General features: G+C 68.7%; 19 protein-coding genes. 11 read left to right on the top strand and 8 right to left on the bottom strand.

All coding sequences use genetic code 11. The annotated features are described in order from the left end of the window. Nucleotides 1-139 precede the first annotated feature (139 nt). Nucleotides 140-769: an RlpA-like double-psi beta-barrel domain-containing protein gene (locus AGRA3207_RS38325; RefSeq protein WP_231332260.1), complete on the bottom strand. Its 630-nt coding sequence runs from the start codon at nt 767-769 to the stop codon at nt 140-142. Between the two features lie 549 nt (nt 770-1,318). Between AGRA3207_RS38325 and AGRA3207_RS38320 the strand changes: the two genes are divergently transcribed. Next, entirely contained in the window at nt 1,319-2,347 is a 1,029-nt protein-coding gene (locus AGRA3207_RS38320) for a permease (protein ID WP_420830847.1), read from the top strand. Continuing rightward, complete coding sequence (locus AGRA3207_RS38315) at nt 2,344-3,096, top strand: TIGR03943 family putative permease subunit (protein ID WP_231332258.1); 753 nt, start codon at nt 2,344-2,346, stop codon at nt 3,094-3,096. Before AGRA3207_RS38320 ends, AGRA3207_RS38315 begins: the two co-directional genes overlap by 4 nt. A 16-nt stretch (nt 3,097-3,112) precedes the next feature. Here AGRA3207_RS38315 and AGRA3207_RS38310 read toward each other — a convergent pair whose 3' ends face one another. Both AGRA3207_RS38310 and AGRA3207_RS38305 read right to left on the bottom strand, forming a co-directional pair. Next, the gene (locus tag AGRA3207_RS38310; RefSeq protein ID WP_231332257.1) at nt 3,113-3,595 is read right to left on the bottom strand and encodes a hypothetical protein; all 483 of its coding nucleotides are present in this window, start codon (nt 3,593-3,595) and stop codon (nt 3,113-3,115) included. Between the two features lie 135 nt (nt 3,596-3,730). Beyond that, a complete protein-coding gene (locus tag AGRA3207_RS38305) occupies nt 3,731-4,495 on the bottom strand; it encodes a siderophore-interacting protein (RefSeq protein ID WP_231332256.1) in 765 nt (254 codons plus the stop codon). Between the two features lie 228 nt (nt 4,496-4,723). Here AGRA3207_RS38305 and AGRA3207_RS38300 point away from each other — a divergent pair, with 228 nt between their 5' ends. From AGRA3207_RS38300 to AGRA3207_RS38290, 3 genes are all read left to right on the top strand, one after another. Next, the gene (locus AGRA3207_RS38300; protein WP_231332255.1) at nt 4,724-5,821 is read left to right on the top strand and encodes a winged helix DNA-binding domain-containing protein; all 1,098 of its coding nucleotides are present in this window, start codon (nt 4,724-4,726) and stop codon (nt 5,819-5,821) included. Between the two features lie 294 nt (nt 5,822-6,115). Next, nucleotides 6,116-6,388: a hypothetical protein gene (locus tag AGRA3207_RS38295; protein ID WP_231332254.1), complete on the top strand. Its 273-nt coding sequence runs from the start codon at nt 6,116-6,118 to the stop codon at nt 6,386-6,388. A 285-nt stretch (nt 6,389-6,673) separates the two neighbouring features. Then, nucleotides 6,674-7,987: a DUF2786 domain-containing protein gene (locus AGRA3207_RS38290; RefSeq protein WP_231332253.1), complete on the top strand. Its 1,314-nt coding sequence runs from the start codon at nt 6,674-6,676 to the stop codon at nt 7,985-7,987. 72 nt (nt 7,988-8,059) lie between these two features. Here AGRA3207_RS38290 and AGRA3207_RS38285 read toward each other — a convergent pair whose 3' ends face one another. Together AGRA3207_RS38285 and aac(6') are read right to left on the bottom strand one after the other, a co-directional pair. Next, a complete protein-coding gene (locus tag AGRA3207_RS38285; protein ID WP_067469735.1) occupies nt 8,060-8,272 on the bottom strand; it encodes a helix-turn-helix domain-containing protein in 213 nt (70 codons plus the stop codon). Between the two features lie 245 nt (nt 8,273-8,517). Beyond that, nucleotides 8,518-8,994, bottom strand: a complete 477-nt coding sequence (gene aac(6'), locus AGRA3207_RS38280) for an aminoglycoside 6'-N-acetyltransferase (RefSeq protein ID WP_231332252.1) — start codon at nt 8,992-8,994, stop codon at nt 8,518-8,520. 533 nt (nt 8,995-9,527) lie between these two features. On the opposite strand from aac(6'), the gene AGRA3207_RS38275 reads away from it, so the two are divergent. Together AGRA3207_RS38275 and AGRA3207_RS38270 are read left to right on the top strand one after the other, a co-directional pair. Next, nucleotides 9,528-10,481, top strand: a complete 954-nt coding sequence (locus AGRA3207_RS38275) for a hypothetical protein (protein ID WP_231332251.1) — start codon at nt 9,528-9,530, stop codon at nt 10,479-10,481. 1,672 nt (nt 10,482-12,153) lie between these two features. Continuing rightward, nucleotides 12,154-12,804 (top strand): hypothetical protein, encoded by a 651-nt coding sequence (locus AGRA3207_RS38270; RefSeq protein WP_231332250.1) that lies wholly within the window; start codon nt 12,154-12,156, stop codon nt 12,802-12,804. Nucleotides 12,805-13,044: 240 nt separating this feature from the next. Here AGRA3207_RS38270 and AGRA3207_RS38265 read toward each other — a convergent pair whose 3' ends face one another. Continuing rightward, nucleotides 13,045-13,830: a hypothetical protein gene (locus AGRA3207_RS38265; protein ID WP_231332249.1), complete on the bottom strand. Its 786-nt coding sequence runs from the start codon at nt 13,828-13,830 to the stop codon at nt 13,045-13,047. Nucleotides 13,831-14,088: 258 nt separating this feature from the next. Here AGRA3207_RS38265 and AGRA3207_RS38260 point away from each other — a divergent pair, with 258 nt between their 5' ends. Further along, nucleotides 14,089-14,964, top strand: a complete 876-nt coding sequence (locus AGRA3207_RS38260) for an aldo/keto reductase (protein ID WP_231332248.1) — start codon at nt 14,089-14,091, stop codon at nt 14,962-14,964. Between the two features lie 380 nt (nt 14,965-15,344). Further along, nucleotides 15,345-15,689 (top strand): protein kinase family protein, encoded by a 345-nt coding sequence (locus AGRA3207_RS38255; RefSeq protein WP_231332247.1) that lies wholly within the window; start codon nt 15,345-15,347, stop codon nt 15,687-15,689. A 187-nt stretch (nt 15,690-15,876) separates the two neighbouring features. Here the strand turns inward: AGRA3207_RS38255 and AGRA3207_RS38250 are convergent, their stop codons facing one another. Continuing rightward, a complete protein-coding gene (locus tag AGRA3207_RS38250) occupies nt 15,877-16,278 on the bottom strand; it encodes a YybH family protein (protein ID WP_231332246.1) in 402 nt (133 codons plus the stop codon). Nucleotides 16,279-16,442: 164 nt separating this feature from the next. Between AGRA3207_RS38250 and AGRA3207_RS38245 the strand changes: the two genes are divergently transcribed. Further along, nucleotides 16,443-16,739, top strand: a complete 297-nt coding sequence (locus AGRA3207_RS38245) for a winged helix-turn-helix transcriptional regulator (protein WP_231332245.1) — start codon at nt 16,443-16,445, stop codon at nt 16,737-16,739. On the opposite strand, the gene AGRA3207_RS38240 is transcribed toward AGRA3207_RS38245, so the two are convergent. Then, complete coding sequence (locus AGRA3207_RS38240) at nt 16,736-17,398, bottom strand: thiaminase II/PqqC family protein (protein WP_231332244.1); 663 nt, start codon at nt 17,396-17,398, stop codon at nt 16,736-16,738. The genes AGRA3207_RS38245 and AGRA3207_RS38240 overlap by 4 nt on opposite strands. Nucleotides 17,399-17,527: 129 nt before the next feature. Here AGRA3207_RS38240 and AGRA3207_RS38235 point away from each other — a divergent pair, with 129 nt between their 5' ends. Further along, nucleotides 17,528-18,811, top strand: a complete 1,284-nt coding sequence (locus tag AGRA3207_RS38235) for a citrate synthase (RefSeq protein ID WP_231332243.1) — start codon at nt 17,528-17,530, stop codon at nt 18,809-18,811. Nucleotides 18,812-18,820 lie beyond the last annotated feature (9 nt).

The following is an 18,820-nucleotide window of genomic DNA, read 5'->3' as shown; positions in this document are numbered from 1 at the left end:
GTGCGGATCATGAAAGGCGATGCCCCGGCGATCTTCTGATCACCGGGGCATTCCCTTTCCCTGCGTCCGGCAGCCCTGCCGGAGTGCCCGGAGGCACGGTGGGCGACCTCACAGAATGGCCGTGAGGCGGCCCACCCGATCAGCCGAGAGGCTTCGGGGCGCCGCGCTTGCCCGCGCCGGAGCCCCACTTGAGGACCTCCCACTTGACGCCCTTGATGTGGCCCTCACCGGTGCCGGCGTTGTACTTGCTCTTGGGCTTGCCGCCGTCCAGCAGGTACCGGAAGGTGTAGGTGTCGAGGTCGAGCATGACCCCGTTGTGGGACGGGCGCCCGGGGCCGCGGTCGCCGACGAAGCCGGTGATGCTGCGGCCGTCGTAGGACACCCGGACCTTGGTGTGCAGAGGCCAGCTCGGGCTCGCGAACAGGCCCTTCTGCATCGGCTTGCCACCGGCGGGCGCGCCGGTGTCGCCGTTCACGCCGGAGCCGTCGTCCCAGAAGTAGGACGCGGTGGTCTTGCCGGAGAGGATCACCCCGGCGGCCTTCTTGGCCCGCTTGGAGTCCTTGGACGTGGACCCGGACTTGCCGGAGTCCTTCTTCTCACCCTTGTGGGAGGTCTTGTACTCCTGCGTGGCCATGGCCTGCTGGGACAGGAGCTTCTGCTCGCTGGGAGCGGAGTCGTCGCTGGCGGCCGCCACTCCCGCGACCAGCATTCCGGTCAGGGCCGCGCCGGTGACACCGGTCAGGACGACGTTGATCGCTCGCTGCTGCATGCGTTTCCTTCGTTCGGGGTACAGGGCTGCCGTTCCGCGCCGAAGGGCGTCCGCGCCGGAGCACAGGGGCATGACCGGGCAGGGGAACGGGTCCGAGACTCGGGACTCGGGAGATACCGCCGCGAAAGGGGCCCGCCGCAGGGCATGCCTGCGTGACGGCCCGCGGGCATGGCGGACCGCGCCCGGTCTCCACGGCGCACGGCCGTCATTGGGCGTGCGTGGGTGACGCGGGCTTCTGATGAAGCGGGTGAAGACGCCGACCGGGGGCTCATGGGCCCAGCACGGTTGCGGCCGCGCATGGTGCGGCCGCGATTCGGCAAGGGATCCCGCCTGGCGGGCGGGAAGCGACGGTTATGTGATTGGCCAGGTCAACGGTTCTTTGACCCTGACCTGGCGTCGACTATATACGGCATTACCGGGATTTCGCCAAACGGCCGATTTCTTTACCTTGGGAAAGGTAGATCGTTTACCGGCCATCGGCCTGGAACGCCTTTCCCGTAAGGGGATCCGGCGTTCCGGAGGGGTCAAGGGTATGGGACGATGACGCCCATGACCGAGCCCGCCGGCCTCCGGACGGCCGACGACGATCTCCTCCCGCCCTCCGACTGGGCCCGCGGGCGCGCCCCGTCCCCCGGCGCCCGGGCGGCCTGGTCCTTCGCCGCGCTGGCCGCCGCGCTCGTCCTCGGCCGCGCCTGGGCCGCGCCCCGGATCGGCGCCCGCGCCCTGGACGCCTGGACGACGGTCTTCGTGGCGATCTGCGTGCAGGCCCTGCCGTTCCTGGTCTTCGGGGTGGCGCTGTCGGCCGCGATCACCGCGTTCGTCCCGCCGTCGTTCTGGCGGCGCGCCCTGCCCGGCCGCCCGGCGGCGGCCGTCCCGGTCGCGGGCGCGCTGGGCGCCGTGCTGCCCGGCTGTGAGTGCGCCTCGGTGCCCGTCGCGGGCGGGCTGATGGCACGCGGCGTCGCCCCGGCGGCGGCCCTGACGTTCCTGCTGGCCGCCCCGGCGGTGAACCCGGTCGTCCTGGTCGCCACCGCCGTCGCCTTCCCCGGCGCCCCGGAGATGGTCGCCGGGCGGTTCACCGCGTCCCTGTTGGTGGCCGTCCTGGCGGGGTGGACGTGGGCGCTGCTCGGCAAGGGCGACTGGATCCGCGTCCCCCCGCGCCCGCACGGCGGGGAGATCGCCCGCTGGGACGCCTTCCGGCAGGCCATGCGGCACGACATCATGCACGCGGGCGGTTTCCTGGTCGTCGGCGGCCTGGCCGCCGCCACGATCGACGTGACGCTGCCCTCGGCGTGGGTGGAGGGCGTCGCCGGGGTCCCCTGGGCGTCCGTGCTGGTGCTGGCCGTCCTCGCCGTGCTGATGTCGATCTGCTCGGAGGCGGACGCGTTCGTCGCGGCCAGCCTCACCCAGTTCTCCCCCACCGCCCGGCTGGCGTTCCTCGTCGTCGGGCCCATGGTCGACCTGAAGCTGATCGCCCTGCAGACGGGCTTCTTCGGACGGCGCTTCGCGGTCCGGTTCATCCCGCTGACGTTCGTCCTCGCGGTGGGCGTCAGCACGATCGTCGGAGGGGTGCTGCTGTGACGCGGTCCGCCCAGAACCTGCTGCTCGTCCTCATCGGCGGCGCGGTGCTGTGGATCACTCTGGCCAGCGGCGAGTACGTCAACTACGTCAAGCCGGGGTTCCGCTACCTGCTGGTCCCCGCCGGAGGCGTCCTCGTCCTGCTGGGGGCCGCCGGGCTGCGCCGCGAGTGGCGCGACACGGACGGCCACCGCGACGAAGAGGACGGCCATGGGGATTCCGCCGACGCCCACGGGCACGACCATTCACGGGGACCCCGGGTCGCCTGGCTGCTGTGCCTGCCGGTCCTCGCGATCTTCGTGATCGCGCCGCCGGCCCTCGGCTCGTTCACGGCCTCCCGCGACGGCCGCCCGGCGCCTCCCCCGGCACCGCCCGCCCAGGGCTTCGGCGCCCTCCCCCGCGGTGGCGCCCCGATCCCCATGACCATGGGAGAGTTCATCGGCCGGTCCTACGAGGCCCAGACGGGGGCGCCCGCGTCCCTCGCCGGCGTGCCGGTGCGGCTCACCGGCTTCGTGACCCCGCGCAAGTCAGGCGGCTGGCAGGTGACCCGCCTGAAGATGGCCTGCTGCGCCGGGGACGCCATCCCGTTCCCCGTGATCGTCCGCGGCCTGCCGCAGCCCCCCGCCGACGCCTGGGTGCAGGTGGACGGGACATGGCGGCCACCGGCGCCGGGCACGGCCGCGACGGGCGTCCACGAGCTGCACGGCAGCGCGGTACGGCGCGTCGCCAAGCCCCGGAACCCTTACGAGTAGGGGCGTGCGAGCGCGGTCAGCGCCTCGGGTAGACCGACGGCACCAGCGGCGTCGGGCCCGTCCCGCCGAACGCCGACGCGCCCGCGGGCGGCTCGGCGAAGACCTGCGTACCGGGCGTCGGCCCGCCGTACGGCGGCTCCGCGTAGGCGGGCCCGCCGGAGGGCGGGGCCACCGCCGCGATCGGCCCCGTCGCGACCGCGGCCTGCGGCGCGGGCGGCGGCTGGGCCGCCGGCGGCGGCACGTGCGAGCCGTCGGCGCGGCGCGGTTCGGCGGCCGGGGCGGCGGCACGGTCCACACGCCGCTCGGCCAGCACGGCCATGAGCGCGCGGGCGGTGTCGGCGTCCATCCGGAGCAGGACGCTGGGCATCCCGGCCTGATCGACGAAGGGGGAGACCGAAGGTGCGGCGGCCTGCTGCGGAAGTGCGGCCCGCATCTCCTCGCGGAGATCCTGGGCCAGCCGCAGCGCCTGTCGGTCACTGTCGCGCAAGTGTGCGGTCATCGCGATCTCCGGGGAGTTCACGTGCGGGGGTCCGGGGTAATCCTGCTAGGAATGCCGTGCAGGTGCAAGAGCTGATGCACGTGCATTTTCACGGATTGCCGCCCCGGACCCCTCGCGGCGGGCCTGCGTCCCCGATCACTCCATCCCGCGCTTGCCCGGCGTCCAGAACGGCTTGACCTGCACGGATCTGCGTGGCCATCCTCGGTCCGTCACCAGATGGGCGCGGACGGCCTGCACGGTGCGTGCCTCCCCCGCCACGTAGGCGGACCCCGGCTCGGCGGGCAGTTCGAGCGCACGCACGGCCTCCACGAGCCCCTCGGACGCGGCGGCGGACGCATCGCCCCGGTGGCGCCAGGTCAACTCCCCCGCGCGCGGCAGCGGGAGCCGGTCCTCCGGCCCGGGGACCTCGATCACGCCGTGCACGGGTTCGTCCGCGTCGGCCGCCCGCAGCATGGCACCGAACGGCACCGAGGCCGTCTCCTCGCCGACGAACACGTGGTACGCGCCCTCCCTGAGGGTGAACCGGCCCTCCGGCTTGCCGAACACGACCTCGTCCCCCGCCCGGACGGTCCGGGCCCAGCGCACACCCGGCCCGTCCCCCTCGTGGTCGAGGATGCACAGCTCCATGACTCCGGCGGCTCCGTCGTAATCCCAGACCGAGTAGGTCCGCAGCGCGTGGAGGAAGGCGCCGCTGACCCATGTCCGGGCGGCGGAGATGTCCTGCACATGCACGCGGACCTGCTGACCCGGCGTCCACTCCAGGCCGGGCACACCCCCGATCGTGATCCAGCGCATCCGCTCCGTCGCGGGCCGGACGTCCTCCACCCTCCCCCGCACGAACATCAGGTCGAGCAGCCGCCCCCGCACCCCGCGCTTGGGCGCGTTCCCATCAACGGTCATCATCTCTCCCTCCGAGTCACGCGATATATCGCGAAAACACGTTAGATCGCGAAGAGTTGCTTTTCCACCCCTTGACTCGCGCGTCAAGATGACCGACAGAGGGCGCCCGTGAGCGCATGAGACCGGGGCCGCCGTCGCCGGATCGGATGCCTCTGATGGCGGCATGGGTAGGGTCGTCCCCTGCGGCTCCACCCCGGTGATGTCCGGGCCTGCGAGAAAGTGATCACAATGGCGGACACCCTCAGCGTCCGGGCTCTGAACCGAGCCACGCTGGCACGACAGCTCCTGCTCTCCCGGGAGCCCGTTCCGATCACCGACGCGGTGGCGCGCCTATGCGGCATGCAGGCGCAGGAGCCGAAGCCGCCCTTCCTTGGTCTCTGGACGCGGGTGGCCGGCTTCCAGGTGTCCGACCTGCACTCCGCAGTACATGACCGTTCACTCGTCCGCGCGACGATGATGCGCGCCACGCTGCACCTGGTGACGGCCGACGACTACACCGCGTTCCGCACGGCGATGCAGCCGACCTTGGACGGTGCGATGCGCGTCCTGGGAGACCGTGCCAAGGGACTCGACCTGAGCCGTGTCGTCCCGGCGGCCAGGGCGCTTCTAGAGGACGGTCCCCGCACCTTCAACGCTGTGCGGGCGCTACTGCAAGAGGAGTTCCCCGACGTCAACGACCGCGCGCTGGGCTACGCCGTCCGTATGTGCCTGCCGCTGGTCATGGTCCCCACGGAGGACAGGTGGGCCTTTCCGCGCACGTCGGAGTTCACCCTGGCCGATACATGGCTGGGTACGTCGCCCGCATCCGTCCCAGCGACCGACGAGCTGATGCTCCGCTACCTGGCGGCATACGGTCCCGCCTCGGTGGCGGACGCGCAGACCTGGTCCGGACTACCGGCGCTCAGCGAAGTCTTCGAGCGGCTGCGGCCGGCCCTGCGCGTTTTCGCGGACGACAAGGGCCGGGAACTGTTCGACCTCCCCGACGCGCCGCGGCCGGATGAGGACGTTCCCGCGCCCGCGCGCTTCCTGCCCGAGTTCGACGGCCTGGTCCTCGCCCACGCGGACCGCAGGCGGATCATCGCCGACCGGGACCGGCCGTCCCTGACGACAAAGAACCTGCGCGTCCGGGCCGTGTTCCTTTGGGACGGCTTCGCCCGCGGCATCTGGGAGCAGGACTACAAGCGGAAGGTGGCCACGCTCACCCTCCGCCCCTTCGAACCCCTCCCGCCGACCGCCGTCAAGGCTCTCACCGCCGAAGGCGAGGCGCTGGCCCGCTTCACCGAACCCGGCGCCAAGGAAACCGTGGTGGCCGTCACCGACGTATGACCTGAGTGTGAGAATCCCGAGGCCGGTAGGCACCGGCTCCCGCGTTCTACTGGAACAAGATTCGGTTTCAAGTATCGATCCTGGCCAGACGGCCCGCGATCTGGGAAGGTGTCCGTGTCCGCCACCGGTGAGATGACTCTACGGACGTACATAACTTCGAATAGTGATGAATCCGATATCTGTGCTGATTGAAAGATCCATCAAATCGGCGCAAGCTGTCCCCGACGTTGGGAATGCCCCGCCCGTTCCTTCCGCCCGTCCCTTCCGACCGACCTACCGCCGACAGGACTGACGATGTTCGAGATCTGGGAGACGAGTGAGCCGGCGCGGCTCATCAGCGACGCGGGCAGCCTCAAGGTCGCGCTGGAGAAGGTCGACACCATGTGCCGCCTCCGCCACGACCAGGCCGTCGCCCACGTCGGCGACGCGGCAGAGGGCTATCACTTCGAGATCCGGGACCACGACGGCAAGGCCCTGGCCCGGCTCAGCTACGTCCCGGACACGACCCGCGCCTACCAGAGCGTGGTGGTCGAGGAGATGCGGGAGGACCCGCACGCCTCAAGCTAGAACGGGCCGGGAGCCCCCCGTGCCCGGAAGCCCCGGCCGCTTGGCCGGGGTTTCTCCATCCCGCCATGGCCACCCCTCCCTGTCTCAACAGACAGATAGTGCACACCTCCAGGCACGCACTAAGGCGGGCAAATGCCTGTGAAAACAGCAGATCCCCCCACAGTCGGGCAGGTGCACGCCGGGTGAATCCACGGCGCCGGTGACCGTCCGCCCCCGGGAGCGGACCGGTGCGTGGCAGGATCGTCCTGGCCAGGTGACGGAGTCAGGGGACGACGGGAGTGGCGCGTGCGGAAGGCGTGGTGGCGGCCACGGTCCGGTGAGGCGGCGGATCCCGCGTCCGCCGTGCCCTCCTTCGCGGAGGAGGCCGGGGAGCTGGCGGCCGAGGCGGTGCGAGCGCTCTCGCGGAACGATGAGACCGCGTTCCGCCACTGCGTGGCCGTCCTGGCGGGGCGGCCGGACGCGCCGGGCTGGACGCGCGCCGCCGACCGGTGCCTCGCCGCGCGGCTGCGCCGGTCCGTCACCACGGCGTGGGAACGCGGCTGGCAGCCCGCCGACGTCGTCCGGTTCGCCGGGCGCCGCCGCACGGCCAGGCACGGGCGCCTCGCCACCGACGCCATCGCCGCCGAGATGCGCGCCTACGCCGCCACCACGGTGGACGACCAGTGGCGCGAGCAGCTCGCCGTCCTCGGCGCCGGCATCTGGTGGGGGCACGACGACGATCACCCGGACGCGTGGTGCGCGCGCGAGGGCGTCGAACGCCCCGCCCTCGTCGCCTGCAGCGTCGAACTCGTCCATCTGCTGGAGGGCCTGCCACGCCTGGCGAGGATCGGCCCGCCGCCCGGTACGCCCTGCACGGAGGCTCCCTCGCACAGCCGGGCCCGCGAGGTGGATCAGCGAATGCTGGCCAAGGTCCGGGCCCTCCTGGCCAAGGCGGAGTCGACCGAGTTCCCAGAGGAGGCGGAGGCGCTGAGCGCGCGCGCTCAGGAGCTCATAGCGCGGCACAGTATCGACCACGCCTTGCTGGCCGCGGAGACCGGTGACCTGGATGGCCCCGCCGGGCGGCGTGTCGCGGTGGACAATCCGTACGACGCGCCCAAGGCCGTCCTCCTGACCGTCGTGGCGGACGCCAACAGATGCCGTGCTGTGTGGCACAGGGAGCTGGGGTTCTCGACCGTGCTGGGGTTTCCCGCCGATCTCGCAGCGGTGGAGATGCTCTTCACCTCACTGCTGGTGCAGGCGACCGCGGCGATGGTGCACGCGGGACCCAAACGGGACGCGGCCGGACGGTCCCGGACCCGTTCCTTCCGCCACGCCTTCCTCAACGCCTACGCGGCCCGGATCGGGGAGCGGCTGCGGGATGCGGCCGAAGAGGCGACGAACCAGGCGACCGCGGGCGCGGGCGGGAAGGATCTGCTTCCCGTGCTGGCCGCGCGCGACCAGGCCGTCGAACTGGCCGTCGGCAAGATGTTTCCCAACCTGGCCAAGAGCCGGGCGGGTTCGGTCTCCAACTACGAGGGCTGGGTGGCGGGACGCGCAGCCGCCGACCTCGCCAGCCTGAACGGACGCTCCGAGGTCACCGGAGCCTTCCGCCGCTCGTAGGGCACGGGGTCCCCCCGGGGGGCGAGGGGGACGTCCGAACATGTGCTTGTCTATCTTTCTCTCGGGGAGCGGTCAGTCCTTCTTGCGGCGGGTGTTGCCACCCCGCCCGCGCAGCGGGACGCCCGCTTCCTTCAGGACGTTGTAGATGAATCCGTACGAGCGGCCCGTCTCGGCGGCCAGATCGCGGATGCTCTCGCCGGCCGCGTACCGCGGAGCGAGCTCCGCGGCGAGCCGAGTACGTTCGGCACCGGTGACACGCGTGCCCCTCGACAGCGTTCGGGTCACGGAGGACCTCCCTTTTCGAGCTGGGCGGCGGGACCGTCCCCGCAGCTCACAGCTGTATTGATCTACCCAACGTACACATTCCCCCCGATTCCGCAGTCGATGCCGCGCGAATCCCCGCGAATTCGGCCGAAGCTGGTCTTTTCCATGGTCAACGGCGTGTCGGACCTGGACAGAGATCCCGTGACGCCACGGGCCATGTGGGCACGAGTTCACAAGCAACCCGCCCCGGCCCGGGTCCCCCAGAATCAGCCGATCAGCTCCCGCGCAAGAAGATCCATGAGCAGCCCGTCCCGCCACCGGCCCGAGATCGGGTCGCGCTCGTACTCGCGCATCGTCCCGACGGGCTTGAACCCCACCTTGCGGTAGCACTTGATCGCCACGGTGTTGACGACCGCCGGATCGATGGTGATCCGGTGGTGCCCCCGCTCCCGGATCAACCACCGGGCCAGCGTCCGGACCGCGTCCGTCCCGACCCCACGCCCCTGATGACGGGCACCGATGAAGATGTCGATGCTCGCGTACCGGTAGTCCTCGTCCAGTTCCTCGTCGTACCGGATGGCGCCTATGACCCCGCCTTCCATGACGATCGCGAGCATCCCGTCGAACCCTTCAGGCGGCGCCCACCACGCCGCGACCTCCGGTTCCCGGACGATCCCGTGCAGGACGGCGGCGTCCTCCTCGTCCACCGGGCGCAGCACAACCAAGTCGCCTTTGATCTCCATGGCTCTCAGTCTGGCCACTCCCCCATCCACCCTGTCCACACGTTTACGGCCGCACCGCACACCCCCGGTTGCCCCGACCACACGAACAAAGGGCGGAGCCATGCCTTACGAGGAATCAAAGGTCCAAGACCTAGAACTGAGCCAGAAACAACCACCAGGCCCAAAACTCCCGCGACCCGCCACACCAACCAGAAGCGAGAGAGCCCGACACCAAGTCGATCGCAACCCGATCCCCAGGCAGACAGTCCCGCACGAGGCACCAGAAAACCGTTCGCCGAAGCCCCCATCGGCCAGCGACCAACACCGCACAAGCTCCCGCCAACCTTCGACGGTCGCCGACATCGCCACAAACCCGCTTCGCACCCAAGCGCACAGCCGCACTGCGGCCAAGCTCCTCCGGTCACAACCGGGCCAGAGCCAGCAACTTCTCTGAGCAGTCCGGACGGAGTTATCCCCAGAATGACGTTCTACCTTCTCTCTCCCTGACGAGGACACATGCTGATAGTCACACTCCGTCACAGAAGGGCCACCTGATGACCGTCACCTTTCCGGTCCCCTCGACCACCACATCCCGGTTCGCCGTGGCCGCCGATCACATCCCGCACGACCTGGCGGAGTTCGTACGCAGCCTTCCCGGCGCCTACGGCCCCCACATCGCGGGACGGCTCGGCACGCCCCAACTCCACCTCCGCCGTGAGGATCTCGCGGACCTCCGCTGGGACCCCGCGCAGATCAAGGCCGTCCATCCCGAGCAGCGGCCAACCGAACGGGCCTTCTCCTTCGCAACGGGATTCGCCATCGTCACCTCCACGGCACCGGTCACCGACCAGCCACGCGCCGCCCAAGTCGCCCGCGCCGCCGCGCACGCCCTCGCCACCGCGACGAGGGGCATCGCCGCCGACCTGGTCACCGGCCAGATCCTGCAGCCCATCGCCGAGCGAACGACCTTCGTGCTCGCCGACGGCTGGCTCGGCGACATCCTCCCGCCCTACCGCGCCAACGGCCGCTGCACAGCCGCCGAACCCGACCGGGACCCCGAGGGCGTCAACGGCTGCTCTTGCGTCCGCCTGCGCACCTCCGGCCTTCGCCGGTTCGGCCTGCCCGAGCTCCAGATCACCGATGTCGCCTGCCCCCACGACCTCGCAGCCCTCAACGTCCTACGCACCACCGCACGCCATCTCCTCAGCGACCACTGGTCCTGGCTGGCCACCGGCCCCGCCTCACGGACTCGCACAATCAGCGCCAACCGCCACCTCACCGAAACCGACTTCAGCGAGTTCTGGGGTTCCACCCGCCGCGAGCACCTGCAACCCTCCGCCCCTTTCGAAGCGCTTCTGACCCCCGTCACTCCACGCCTGCTGTCCGTCAGCCCGCCCCGCAGCTTCGCCGGCACCGTCAACGACTGGTTGTGGGGCGACACACTCCCCCCGGGCATCCGCGACGTCCTGAGTTCCCCCGCCGACACTCCCCTCCCCAAGGCTGCCTAGGCTGCGTCTCAAGATCCCGGCCAACTTCGCTCGCCTGGCGGCTCGCCGCGTGACCAAACCTGGGTGAACGCGGCATCGCTCCGCGATCTGCCCGCTTCCGCCCGCCTCCACCTTCGCGGCACCGGACAGGTCACGCGTTCGACAAGTCACTCGTTCGACAAGTCACGCGTTCGACAAGTCACACGTTCGACAAGTCACACGTTCGACAAGTCACACGTTCGGCAAGTCACACGGTCGGCAAGTCACACGGTCGGCAAGTCACAGGGTCGCGCGCGTGGCCGAGGCTACTTCGAGACAGCCGATAGCCGTGTCCAGCATGGCCCTCGAACTCCCGCCCCATGCCTCGCCCGACTACATCCCGGACAAGAACCACGCGCCTTCTCAGCGCCCCTCGCCGCTACCAGCCCCAGGACGGACGTCTGCCACGATCATGCCCCACACCTCCTTGGCGGCCCGCACCTGCTGAGGCGACCATCAGGGACAACAGGGCTTCGGAATCGCACACTAGAGACAACCAGGCGACATCTCTCCTCCGCAACGATGCGATCATCGACCTCGCTGCCACACAGGTGCACGGCGGCTCGCCTCGCTGTCGCACAGGTGCACGGTGGCTCGCCTGCCGACGACTCAGGGCGCCGCCGAACCACCTCACTTACTCCGTAGAGACGGGCACGGAGATCCAACACCTCTGACTAGGGGATGTCAGCAGGTCACCCCGGAGGCACCGCTCGTTCTGCGGCACCTCGCGGCAGGGACACGCAGCGCTGATCCGTGTGCACGATCACCACCGCCGCGCCCAGCGAACCTGCGTATCGATCAGGGTCCGCGCCCCGAAGCCATCGCCCCGCCCGACGGTGAAACCAACCCCTCGTACACTGCGCCGACCTGAACCCGACGTGTACAAGTGCATACCGCCGACGCGGGCCGCCCGGCGTCCAACCAGGGACGCGCGGCGGTCGCCGGGGCCGGACCCAGATCTACTGTCACCAATGTTCAACGCTGCGTAGCCAAAGTGACTACGATCGGCATTCTGACGGTGACCAACGCGATCCCCGGGGCGAAGATGAACCGTTTCCTGGCAGATCCCAGGCTCACGAGCATGATCGGCGATCTTCTTCGCTGCACGTGCGGAGCCCTGGGGTGTACGGCGATGGCCGGCGCCATCTCCCTCGGCGCCGCCACGTCGGCGGGCGCGTCCTCGCTGGCCGAGCCGGAGCCACGGCGGTCCATGCCCATGATCTGCCGTCATCCGGCAGGCATTAGCGATTGGTACACCGCACGTATGTGCAGGGAGTCGTGGCTGACAATGTACGGGCGGCCCGGCAAGCGATTCCACGGCCACGGCCACGGTCACCGCCATCGACCAGGATCACCCTGGCGGGTTGATCGACCGGACAGGAAACGAGCACCGAAGCCAGACGATCACAAGCCCCCCGAGTCCAAGACTCATGGGAAACCGCAGACACGAACGACCGCTCCACCAAGCCCTCCCAGCACCACACCGGCGGCACCGACCACCAAGAAGACCCCCACACCAGCGCTTGAGCATGAGAAAGCCGATAGCGAACAGCCAAAGTCACACTCGCTACAGCCAGTACTCCTCTTGAGTCTTCTTCTTTCAGTCGCTGCGGCATGCTGTTATCCGTTCAGGCACCGCCTCTCCACCGTCGCCGTGGGGGCGCGATCCTCCCCGGTTTCGACAGAAGACAGCACATCCAACGAGCAGCCCGCACCCCTGACCTACCGCCCCTCACTGGACCCGTTCGCGCGTCCGGCCTTGGGCCTGTCGGGTCCAGGCGCCATCACTACCGCACGCCTGCTGGCGCTGGCCGCGCTCAACGATCTCGGCGACACGTCCCTCACCGTGATTCCGCGGCCCGTTGCCACCACCCTGTTCGGTCTGGACGAAGACGAGCTCCTGGACGAATCTGCTGCCGGCCTCTTCATCCCCGGCAACCTCGATGCCGCCCTCGCCTATCTCGAAACAGAATTGGCCATTCGTCAGAGCACCGGCGTCACCCAGGCACGACGCCTCCTCCTTGTAGCCGACTGCGAAGATGAGGCCGACCGGATCAGCAGACTCCTCGCCCGACACCCCGGTGGCGTCTCGGCGGTCCTCCTCGGCACTTGGACAGGTGATCAGGTCACCATCGACGAAGAAGGACTCGTCACCGCACCATCAGCCCTAGCGGAGTGCCTGCCCAGTCCCCTGCCGACCGTGTCACGCACCGAGGCACGCGACCGCTTGCACGCCGCCATCGAGCGCCACAGACAAGAGCAAAAGCGTCCTTCGGGCCGACGCCATGCCACCAGACGAACCTGATCCACGACACCGACAACACGATCGCCGGATCCGAGAACACCCCAGCACAGCACACCCTCCACGCCACTCCCACCCCCGATCCCCGATCCCCGATCCCCGATCCCCGAAGACGCTGCAGGGCGACACTCGTAGCCGCGGGAGAGGGGTCTTCGAGTTATGTCCGCTGGACATCCGGCGACGGCGGACTTCGGGACCTCACCGGCTCACGACCTGCTGCCGGAGCGCCTGCGTCAGAAATGCCTAAGTCTCACCGCGCTCTTGCCTGGCTGTCTCGGCTCTGGCAGTGACCAGTGCGCGGATCGCTCGCCCCGCGGCTCCGGGGTCCGGCGGCTGATCGGCGGTGCGATCCACGTAGGCCATGCATTGGAGGAGCCAACTGCGGACGACGTCCTCAATCCTGGTCTCCGTTTGCCGTGTTCTGGCCAGTGCCAGCCGTCGCTTCTCTTCCACGACCCGGCGGGCCAGGTTCTCGTCCTCGGCCAGGGCGCGGATGTCATCGAGGGCATAGCGGCCAAGCTGGTCGACCGGCAGTTCGAGCTCGCCCGCGATCGAGTCGAACGACCTTCTGGGCCAGTCGAGGATCATGGCCGCGCCGCTGGCGTCGACGCTGTCGAGCAAGGGGCCTTTGCGGGCGGAGACGACTCTACGCACCGATTCCGGGTCGAGGCGGTCCAGGTCACGGATGAGGTACACGGGATAGCCCCGGAAGTGGCTGATGACGTTGAGATCACCTTGGGCGACCAGTACCTCGACGTCCCCGCGTTCCACGTCGAGTCCGACTCGTGAGGCCAACCGGGCCGCCGCGCGGGCGGAGCCGATCGGCGGCTCGTCCCCGAACATCGCGATGACCGTGGCGCCGTTTCCGCTTGCTTCCTCGACGAGGCGGGCAGACCACCGTTCACCTTCGCGATCGGGAGGCGGGACGAGGCCGTGTTCGCGCCCGACCCGGAGTTGCCAGCGGGATAGTCCCAGGTGTCCCGCGAATTGGTGCACACCGAAATCGCCACGGGTGATCTGAGCAGCCATCTTGTGCCTCCCTGTCTCGATGAACGTCGCAGGGACAGCCTCACCCAAGCCGCTCGACGGCAATAGTAGAACGCAATTCTGTGGATAACCGAGAAAAGTGATTGCAGCGCAATTCATGCTATTAGCCTTTGATCAGGCAAACCGGGCATCACTTTTCGGGTCCTCGATCCTCGCAGGTCATGGCACGCTGTGAGGGTGGATGCGATAGGGCGAGTGGGACTAGGTCTGGCCGCGGTGGGACGTCCCGCGTATATCAACGTGGGCAGGACAGAGGTGCTGCCCGCAGACCGCAGCGTGGACGAGATGCAAGCCGCGACCTGGGATGTTCTGGACGTGGCGTACGCGGCAGGCGTCCGCTGGGTGGACACGGCACGGTCCTACGGTCTCGCGGAGGAGTTCTTGAGCGGCTGGCTCTCAGCACGCGCTGCGCACGACGTGACCGTGTCCAGCAAATGGGGCTACACCTACGTCGGCGACTGGAACCTGGACGCTGCCATCCATGAGGTCAAGGAACACAGCCTTCAGCGCTACCGCGAGCAATACGGCGAGACGAGAGCTCTCCTCGGGCAATATCTGGCCGTATACCAAGTGCATTCGCTCACTGAGGAAAGCGTAGTGTTCCAGGACGTTCGTCTGCAGGCGGCCCTTGCGGAGGCACGCGATGACGGCGTACGTGTCGGCTTCTCCACTTCCGGCCCAAGGCAGGCCGACACGATACGGCGTGCCATGACGCTTGAAGTGTCCGGGCAGCCCCTCTTCAGCACCGTCCAGGCGACGTGGAATCTTTTCGAAACCTCTGCCGAGACGGCCCTGAAGGAGGCACACGCGGCGGGTCTGCACGTCCTGCTGAAGGAGGTTTTGGCCAACGGGAGACTCGCCGTGCTGCCTCCCGCCGAGCTACAGCGCATCGCATCAACGAACCAGACACGGCCGGACGCTTTGGCTCTCGCGGTTGCGCTGAACCGCCCTTGGGCGGACACCGTGCTGGTCGGCGCGGCGAGCCCGGCACAGCTGACATCGAATCTCGATGCGACAAAGCTGTCACTTACCGGCGGCGAGTTGGACGCGCTCGCCGGACTGAGCGTCCCACCCGAACGCTATTGGGCCGAACGGAGCACGCTGCCCTGGGCCTGAACGACTCCGGCTCAGAGTAGGGGCTGGTTCATGGCACGATGAAGCGCGCGCCCACCGTGATCGGAACTCGTACCCATGCAGCCTGATCCTCCACAGATGATCAGTCCTTCTCGTGTGGTCGCGCGGCTGGGTTCGGGTGGGATGGGCGAAGTCTTCCTCGCGACGTCGCCGAGCAGGCGGCTCGTCGCCGTGAAGGTGATACAGCGGGAACTCCTGGGCGACCCCAAGGGCCCAAGGGCGCGCCCGGTTTCGCCGGGAGGTGACATCGGCGCAGTCGGTCAGTGGTTTCTATAGGGCGCCCGTCGTCGACGCCGACCCCGACGCGAATCAGCCTTGGCTCGCGACCCAGTTCATCCGCGGGGGTGAGTCTTTCCGCAGTCGTGCGTGAGAAGGGGCCGCTGCCAGAGCAGGCACTGGGCGACCCTGCGACGCCTAGGAGTGACGGGTTCTCACTTGGCGCGAGTCTCGTCTTCGCCGCGACGGGTGCCGCGCCGTTCGGTATCGGTCACAAGGTGCGCGGACGCATCGTCCACGGCGAACCGGACCTCAGTCGGTGCCGGACCCCATGCGTGGGGCTCGTGACGACGTGTCTCGTGAAGGATCCGGCGGACCGTCCATCGCCGGATCAGGTCCTCATCGCCCTCTCCACGCTCATCGGTGTTCAGGAACGAACCTTGGTCGAGATCACGGCTGAACTGCCGACCGTCCAGGAGGAGACGCGATAGATGGGACGGTGGATCGGCTAGGAGGTACCCAATCCCGACCAACCCGCCGGGGAGAAGGCAGGCCCATCGAGTGGCGTGAGCCCAGCCGAAGCCCTTCCCGTCGAGATCGCGTCCTGACTGCGTTGGCGTGGGCCACCAAGGCATCTTCGGCATGGTCTCGATACGACTTGGTGACGCGATTCTGCCTTCACGGGTGGGGGCGGGTTTGCGAAGACACGCCGAAGGGGTTGTCGATGACATATCGCCAGTGCCCGTCCTGTCCTCGCCGGGCGACATCGGTGGCGGTGCCCTCAATGTGCACGACCCGTCCATCACGGTCGGCGCCGTGGATGACCCAGTCCACGATCAGCAGGGCTATGTCGCCTGCCGCGTAGACATGGCGGGGCTGAACCGTGATCGGCAGCCCCAGGTCCACGAACCGGCGATTGGCATCGTGGGCTTGTCGGCCGGTCAACGCTGAACCCGGATCAGGGACGAACACCGCCCCGCTCTCGTACATCTCCGCCACCGCCACCGGATCACCGCTGTTGAAGCGCTCGGCGAACACCGCGGGCACGTCCTCGGGACGTACGGCGAGCCTCCCCATCATCCATACACGACCTTCCAGCAGGTAGAAAGCACCTAGACGCGGCAACGCTAGGAGGCGCCCTCGTGACTCACCAAACGGTTGGTCACCCCGTCAGGCCGGGACTGCCCGACGACCCACGCGCGGACGTCGTCGAACCCACTCCGTCCTGTCCGGTGGAGGTCGCCTTGGCAGCCCTGCGCGGCCGCTGGACGACCTTGGTGATCCGCGAGCTGCTGCGCGGCGGACGCACCTTCAGCGAACTCAGCCAGGCGTTGCCGACGCTGTCGGACAAGGTCCTCTCCGACCGGCTCGCGCATCTCACCGAAGCCGGTGTGGTCGATCGCCGTCGTCAGGCCGGCTGGCCGCCCCGAACCCACTACCGGCTCACGGCCCTTGGCAGCGGCCTCGGCCCAGTCCTCCAAGCGCTCTGGGACTGGGGCAGCCAGCACAGCCCTCAGGCGGCACCTCCAGGAGGCCGCTAAGACAGCCCCTCCGCGAGTGCGTCCCAGAAGGCGGTCTCGTAGGCGTGCAGGAGCCGCGCCGCGCGAGCGACCTCCTCAGGGTCGTCACCAGCCGCGAGTCCGGCCGCGACAACGGCCATGGCCTGTTCCTCGAAACCGGGGGGCGACTCGGCGAAGAAGGTGAAAAACGCGACCGCCTCTTCGTCGAGGCCGTAGTGAAGGTTGAGTGCCTTGGCCGTGCGCGAGCAGTAGCCGCCCCACTCCTCCAGGTTGGCGAGCATGGCCAGGGCGACCTCGGCAGCGGTGCCGAAGACGGCGCGCTGGGCGAGGTAGGCGGGGTACGCCTGGGCGAACGCGCGGGGCTCGTACGCTCTGAGATTCTTCTCACTCTCGCCGAGTGCCTCGGCGAATCCGTCGAGCAGCTTGAGTGCCTGCCCCTCGCCTTGCGCGAGTCCGAGGAAGAGGTCACCGGCCGGTGGATCCGGATACCGCGCGGCCAACAGGGCGAAACTACGCCGGTCGCTACTGACGATTCGATACTCCTCTCCGGCCAGCCAGACCAGGCGTTCTCGGGGCAAGCGACCTGTTTCGAGCAGGTCGAGGAAGCGATTGCCCGTCGGCGCGGCGGCGATCTCGCGGCGGACGCGCGCGAGGAGTTCGGTGGCGATGTGGTCGCTCATGCTCCCACCGGAGCACCACGCCGGGTCCTTCGTCAACGAGCCGGGCCCGGATCGGCCCGTGTGATCACGTGGATACGATGAAGAGCGGAGCGTCTGCGCAGGTGTGGACGGAGTTGGGAGCGAGCGAGTATGTCGGATTTCGAGCTCAGCCACGCGGGCGGCCGCATGCCCCTTGAGGTGACGGAGGCGACCGAGGGTCCCTCCGGGCTGGGCATGGGCAGCCTCTTGAAGGAGACCGGTCACGTCACCCTCGATCCCGGGTTCACCAACACCGCGTCCACCACGTCGTCGATCACCTACATCGACGGTGAAGCGGGCATCCTGCGCTACCGCGGCTATCCCATCGAGGAACTGGCGGAGCGGTCGTCCTTCCTCGAGGTCGCCTACCTGCTGATCTACGGTGAGCTGCCGACCGCCGACCAGCTCTCGGAGTTCACCGCCAGCATCCGCGTCCACACGCTGCTGGACGAGAAGTTCCGTGCGTTCTTCTCCGCCTTCCCGCGCCGCGCGCACCCGATGGCGGTCCTGTCGTCCGCGGTCAGCGCACTGTCGACCTTCTATCAGGACAGCCTCGATCCCTTCGATCCCGAGCAGGTCGACCTGTCCAGCATCCGGCTCATCGCCAAGCTGCCGACGATCGCCGCGTACGCGTACAAGACCTCCATCGGGCAGCCGCTGCTCTACCCCGACAACTCCCAGGGGTACGTGGAGAACTTCCTCCGCATGACCTTCGGGCTGCCCACGCAGCCGTACGAGATCGATCCCGAGATCGTGCGTGTCCTGGACATGCTGTTCGTCCTGCACGCCGACCATGAGCAGAACTGTTCGACGTCGACCGTGCGGCTGGTGGGTTCCAGCCAGGCGAATCTGTTCTCCTCGGTCTCCGCGGGTGTCGACGCGCTGTTCGGGCCGCTCCACGGGGGCGCCAACCAGGCCGTGCTGGAGATGCTGGAGAGGATCCACGAGAACGGCGACAACGTCGACTCGTTCGTCCAGCGGGTGAAGAACAAGGAGCCCGGCGTCAAGCTGATGGGCTTCGGCCACCGCGTGTACCGCAACTACGACCCGCGCGCGGCGGTAGTGAAGAAGGCCACCGGCAAGGTCCTGGAGGCCCTCGGGAAATCCGACCCGCTCCTGGACCTCGCCATGCGCCTGGAGGAGGTCGCCCTGAGCGACGACTACTTCGTCGAGCGCAAGCTCTACCCGAACGTCGACTTCTACACCGGTGTGATCTACAAGGCCATGGGCTTCCCCACCAACGCGTTCACCGTGCTGTTCGCGCTCGGGAGGCTACCCGGCTGGATCGCCCAGTGGCGCGAGATGATGAACGACACCGCCACTAAGATCGGACGTCCGCGTCAGGTGTACGTCGGTCCGGGCGAGCGCCGCTACGTAGATCTTTCCGCCCGCTGAGGACATCGT

Source organism: Actinomadura graeca (assembly GCF_019175365.1).
GTDB classification, from domain to species: Bacteria; Actinomycetota; Actinomycetes; order Streptosporangiales; family Streptosporangiaceae; genus Spirillospora; species Spirillospora graeca.
The sequence above is the reverse complement of the archived record's forward strand: the minus strand, read 5'-3'. Positions and strand labels throughout refer to the sequence as shown.

Coding starts and splice junctions, on each gene's coding strand:
- AGRA3207_RS38325 (WP_231332260.1), bottom strand. CDS start 769: ATGCAGCAGCGAGCGATCAACGTCGTCCTGACCGGTGTCACCGGCGCG.
- AGRA3207_RS38320 (WP_420830847.1), top strand. CDS start 1,319: ATGACCGAGCCCGCCGGCCTCCGGACGGCCGACGACGATCTCCTCCCG.
- AGRA3207_RS38310 (WP_231332257.1), bottom strand. CDS start 3,595: ATGACCGCACACTTGCGCGACAGTGACCGACAGGCGCTGCGGCTGGCC.
- AGRA3207_RS38305 (WP_231332256.1), bottom strand. CDS start 4,495: ATGACCGTTGATGGGAACGCGCCCAAGCGCGGGGTGCGGGGGCGGCTG.
- AGRA3207_RS38300 (WP_231332255.1), top strand. CDS start 4,724: ATGGCGGACACCCTCAGCGTCCGGGCTCTGAACCGAGCCACGCTGGCA.
- AGRA3207_RS38295 (WP_231332254.1), top strand. CDS start 6,116: ATGTTCGAGATCTGGGAGACGAGTGAGCCGGCGCGGCTCATCAGCGAC.
- AGRA3207_RS38275 (WP_231332251.1), top strand. CDS start 9,528: ATGACCGTCACCTTTCCGGTCCCCTCGACCACCACATCCCGGTTCGCC.
- AGRA3207_RS38265 (WP_231332249.1), bottom strand. CDS start 13,830: ATGGCTGCTCAGATCACCCGTGGCGATTTCGGTGTGCACCAATTCGCG.
- AGRA3207_RS38250 (WP_231332246.1), bottom strand. CDS start 16,278: ATGATGGGGAGGCTCGCCGTACGTCCCGAGGACGTGCCCGCGGTGTTC.
- AGRA3207_RS38240 (WP_231332244.1), bottom strand. CDS start 17,398: ATGAGCGACCACATCGCCACCGAACTCCTCGCGCGCGTCCGCCGCGAG.
- AGRA3207_RS38235 (WP_231332243.1), top strand. CDS start 17,528: ATGTCGGATTTCGAGCTCAGCCACGCGGGCGGCCGCATGCCCCTTGAG.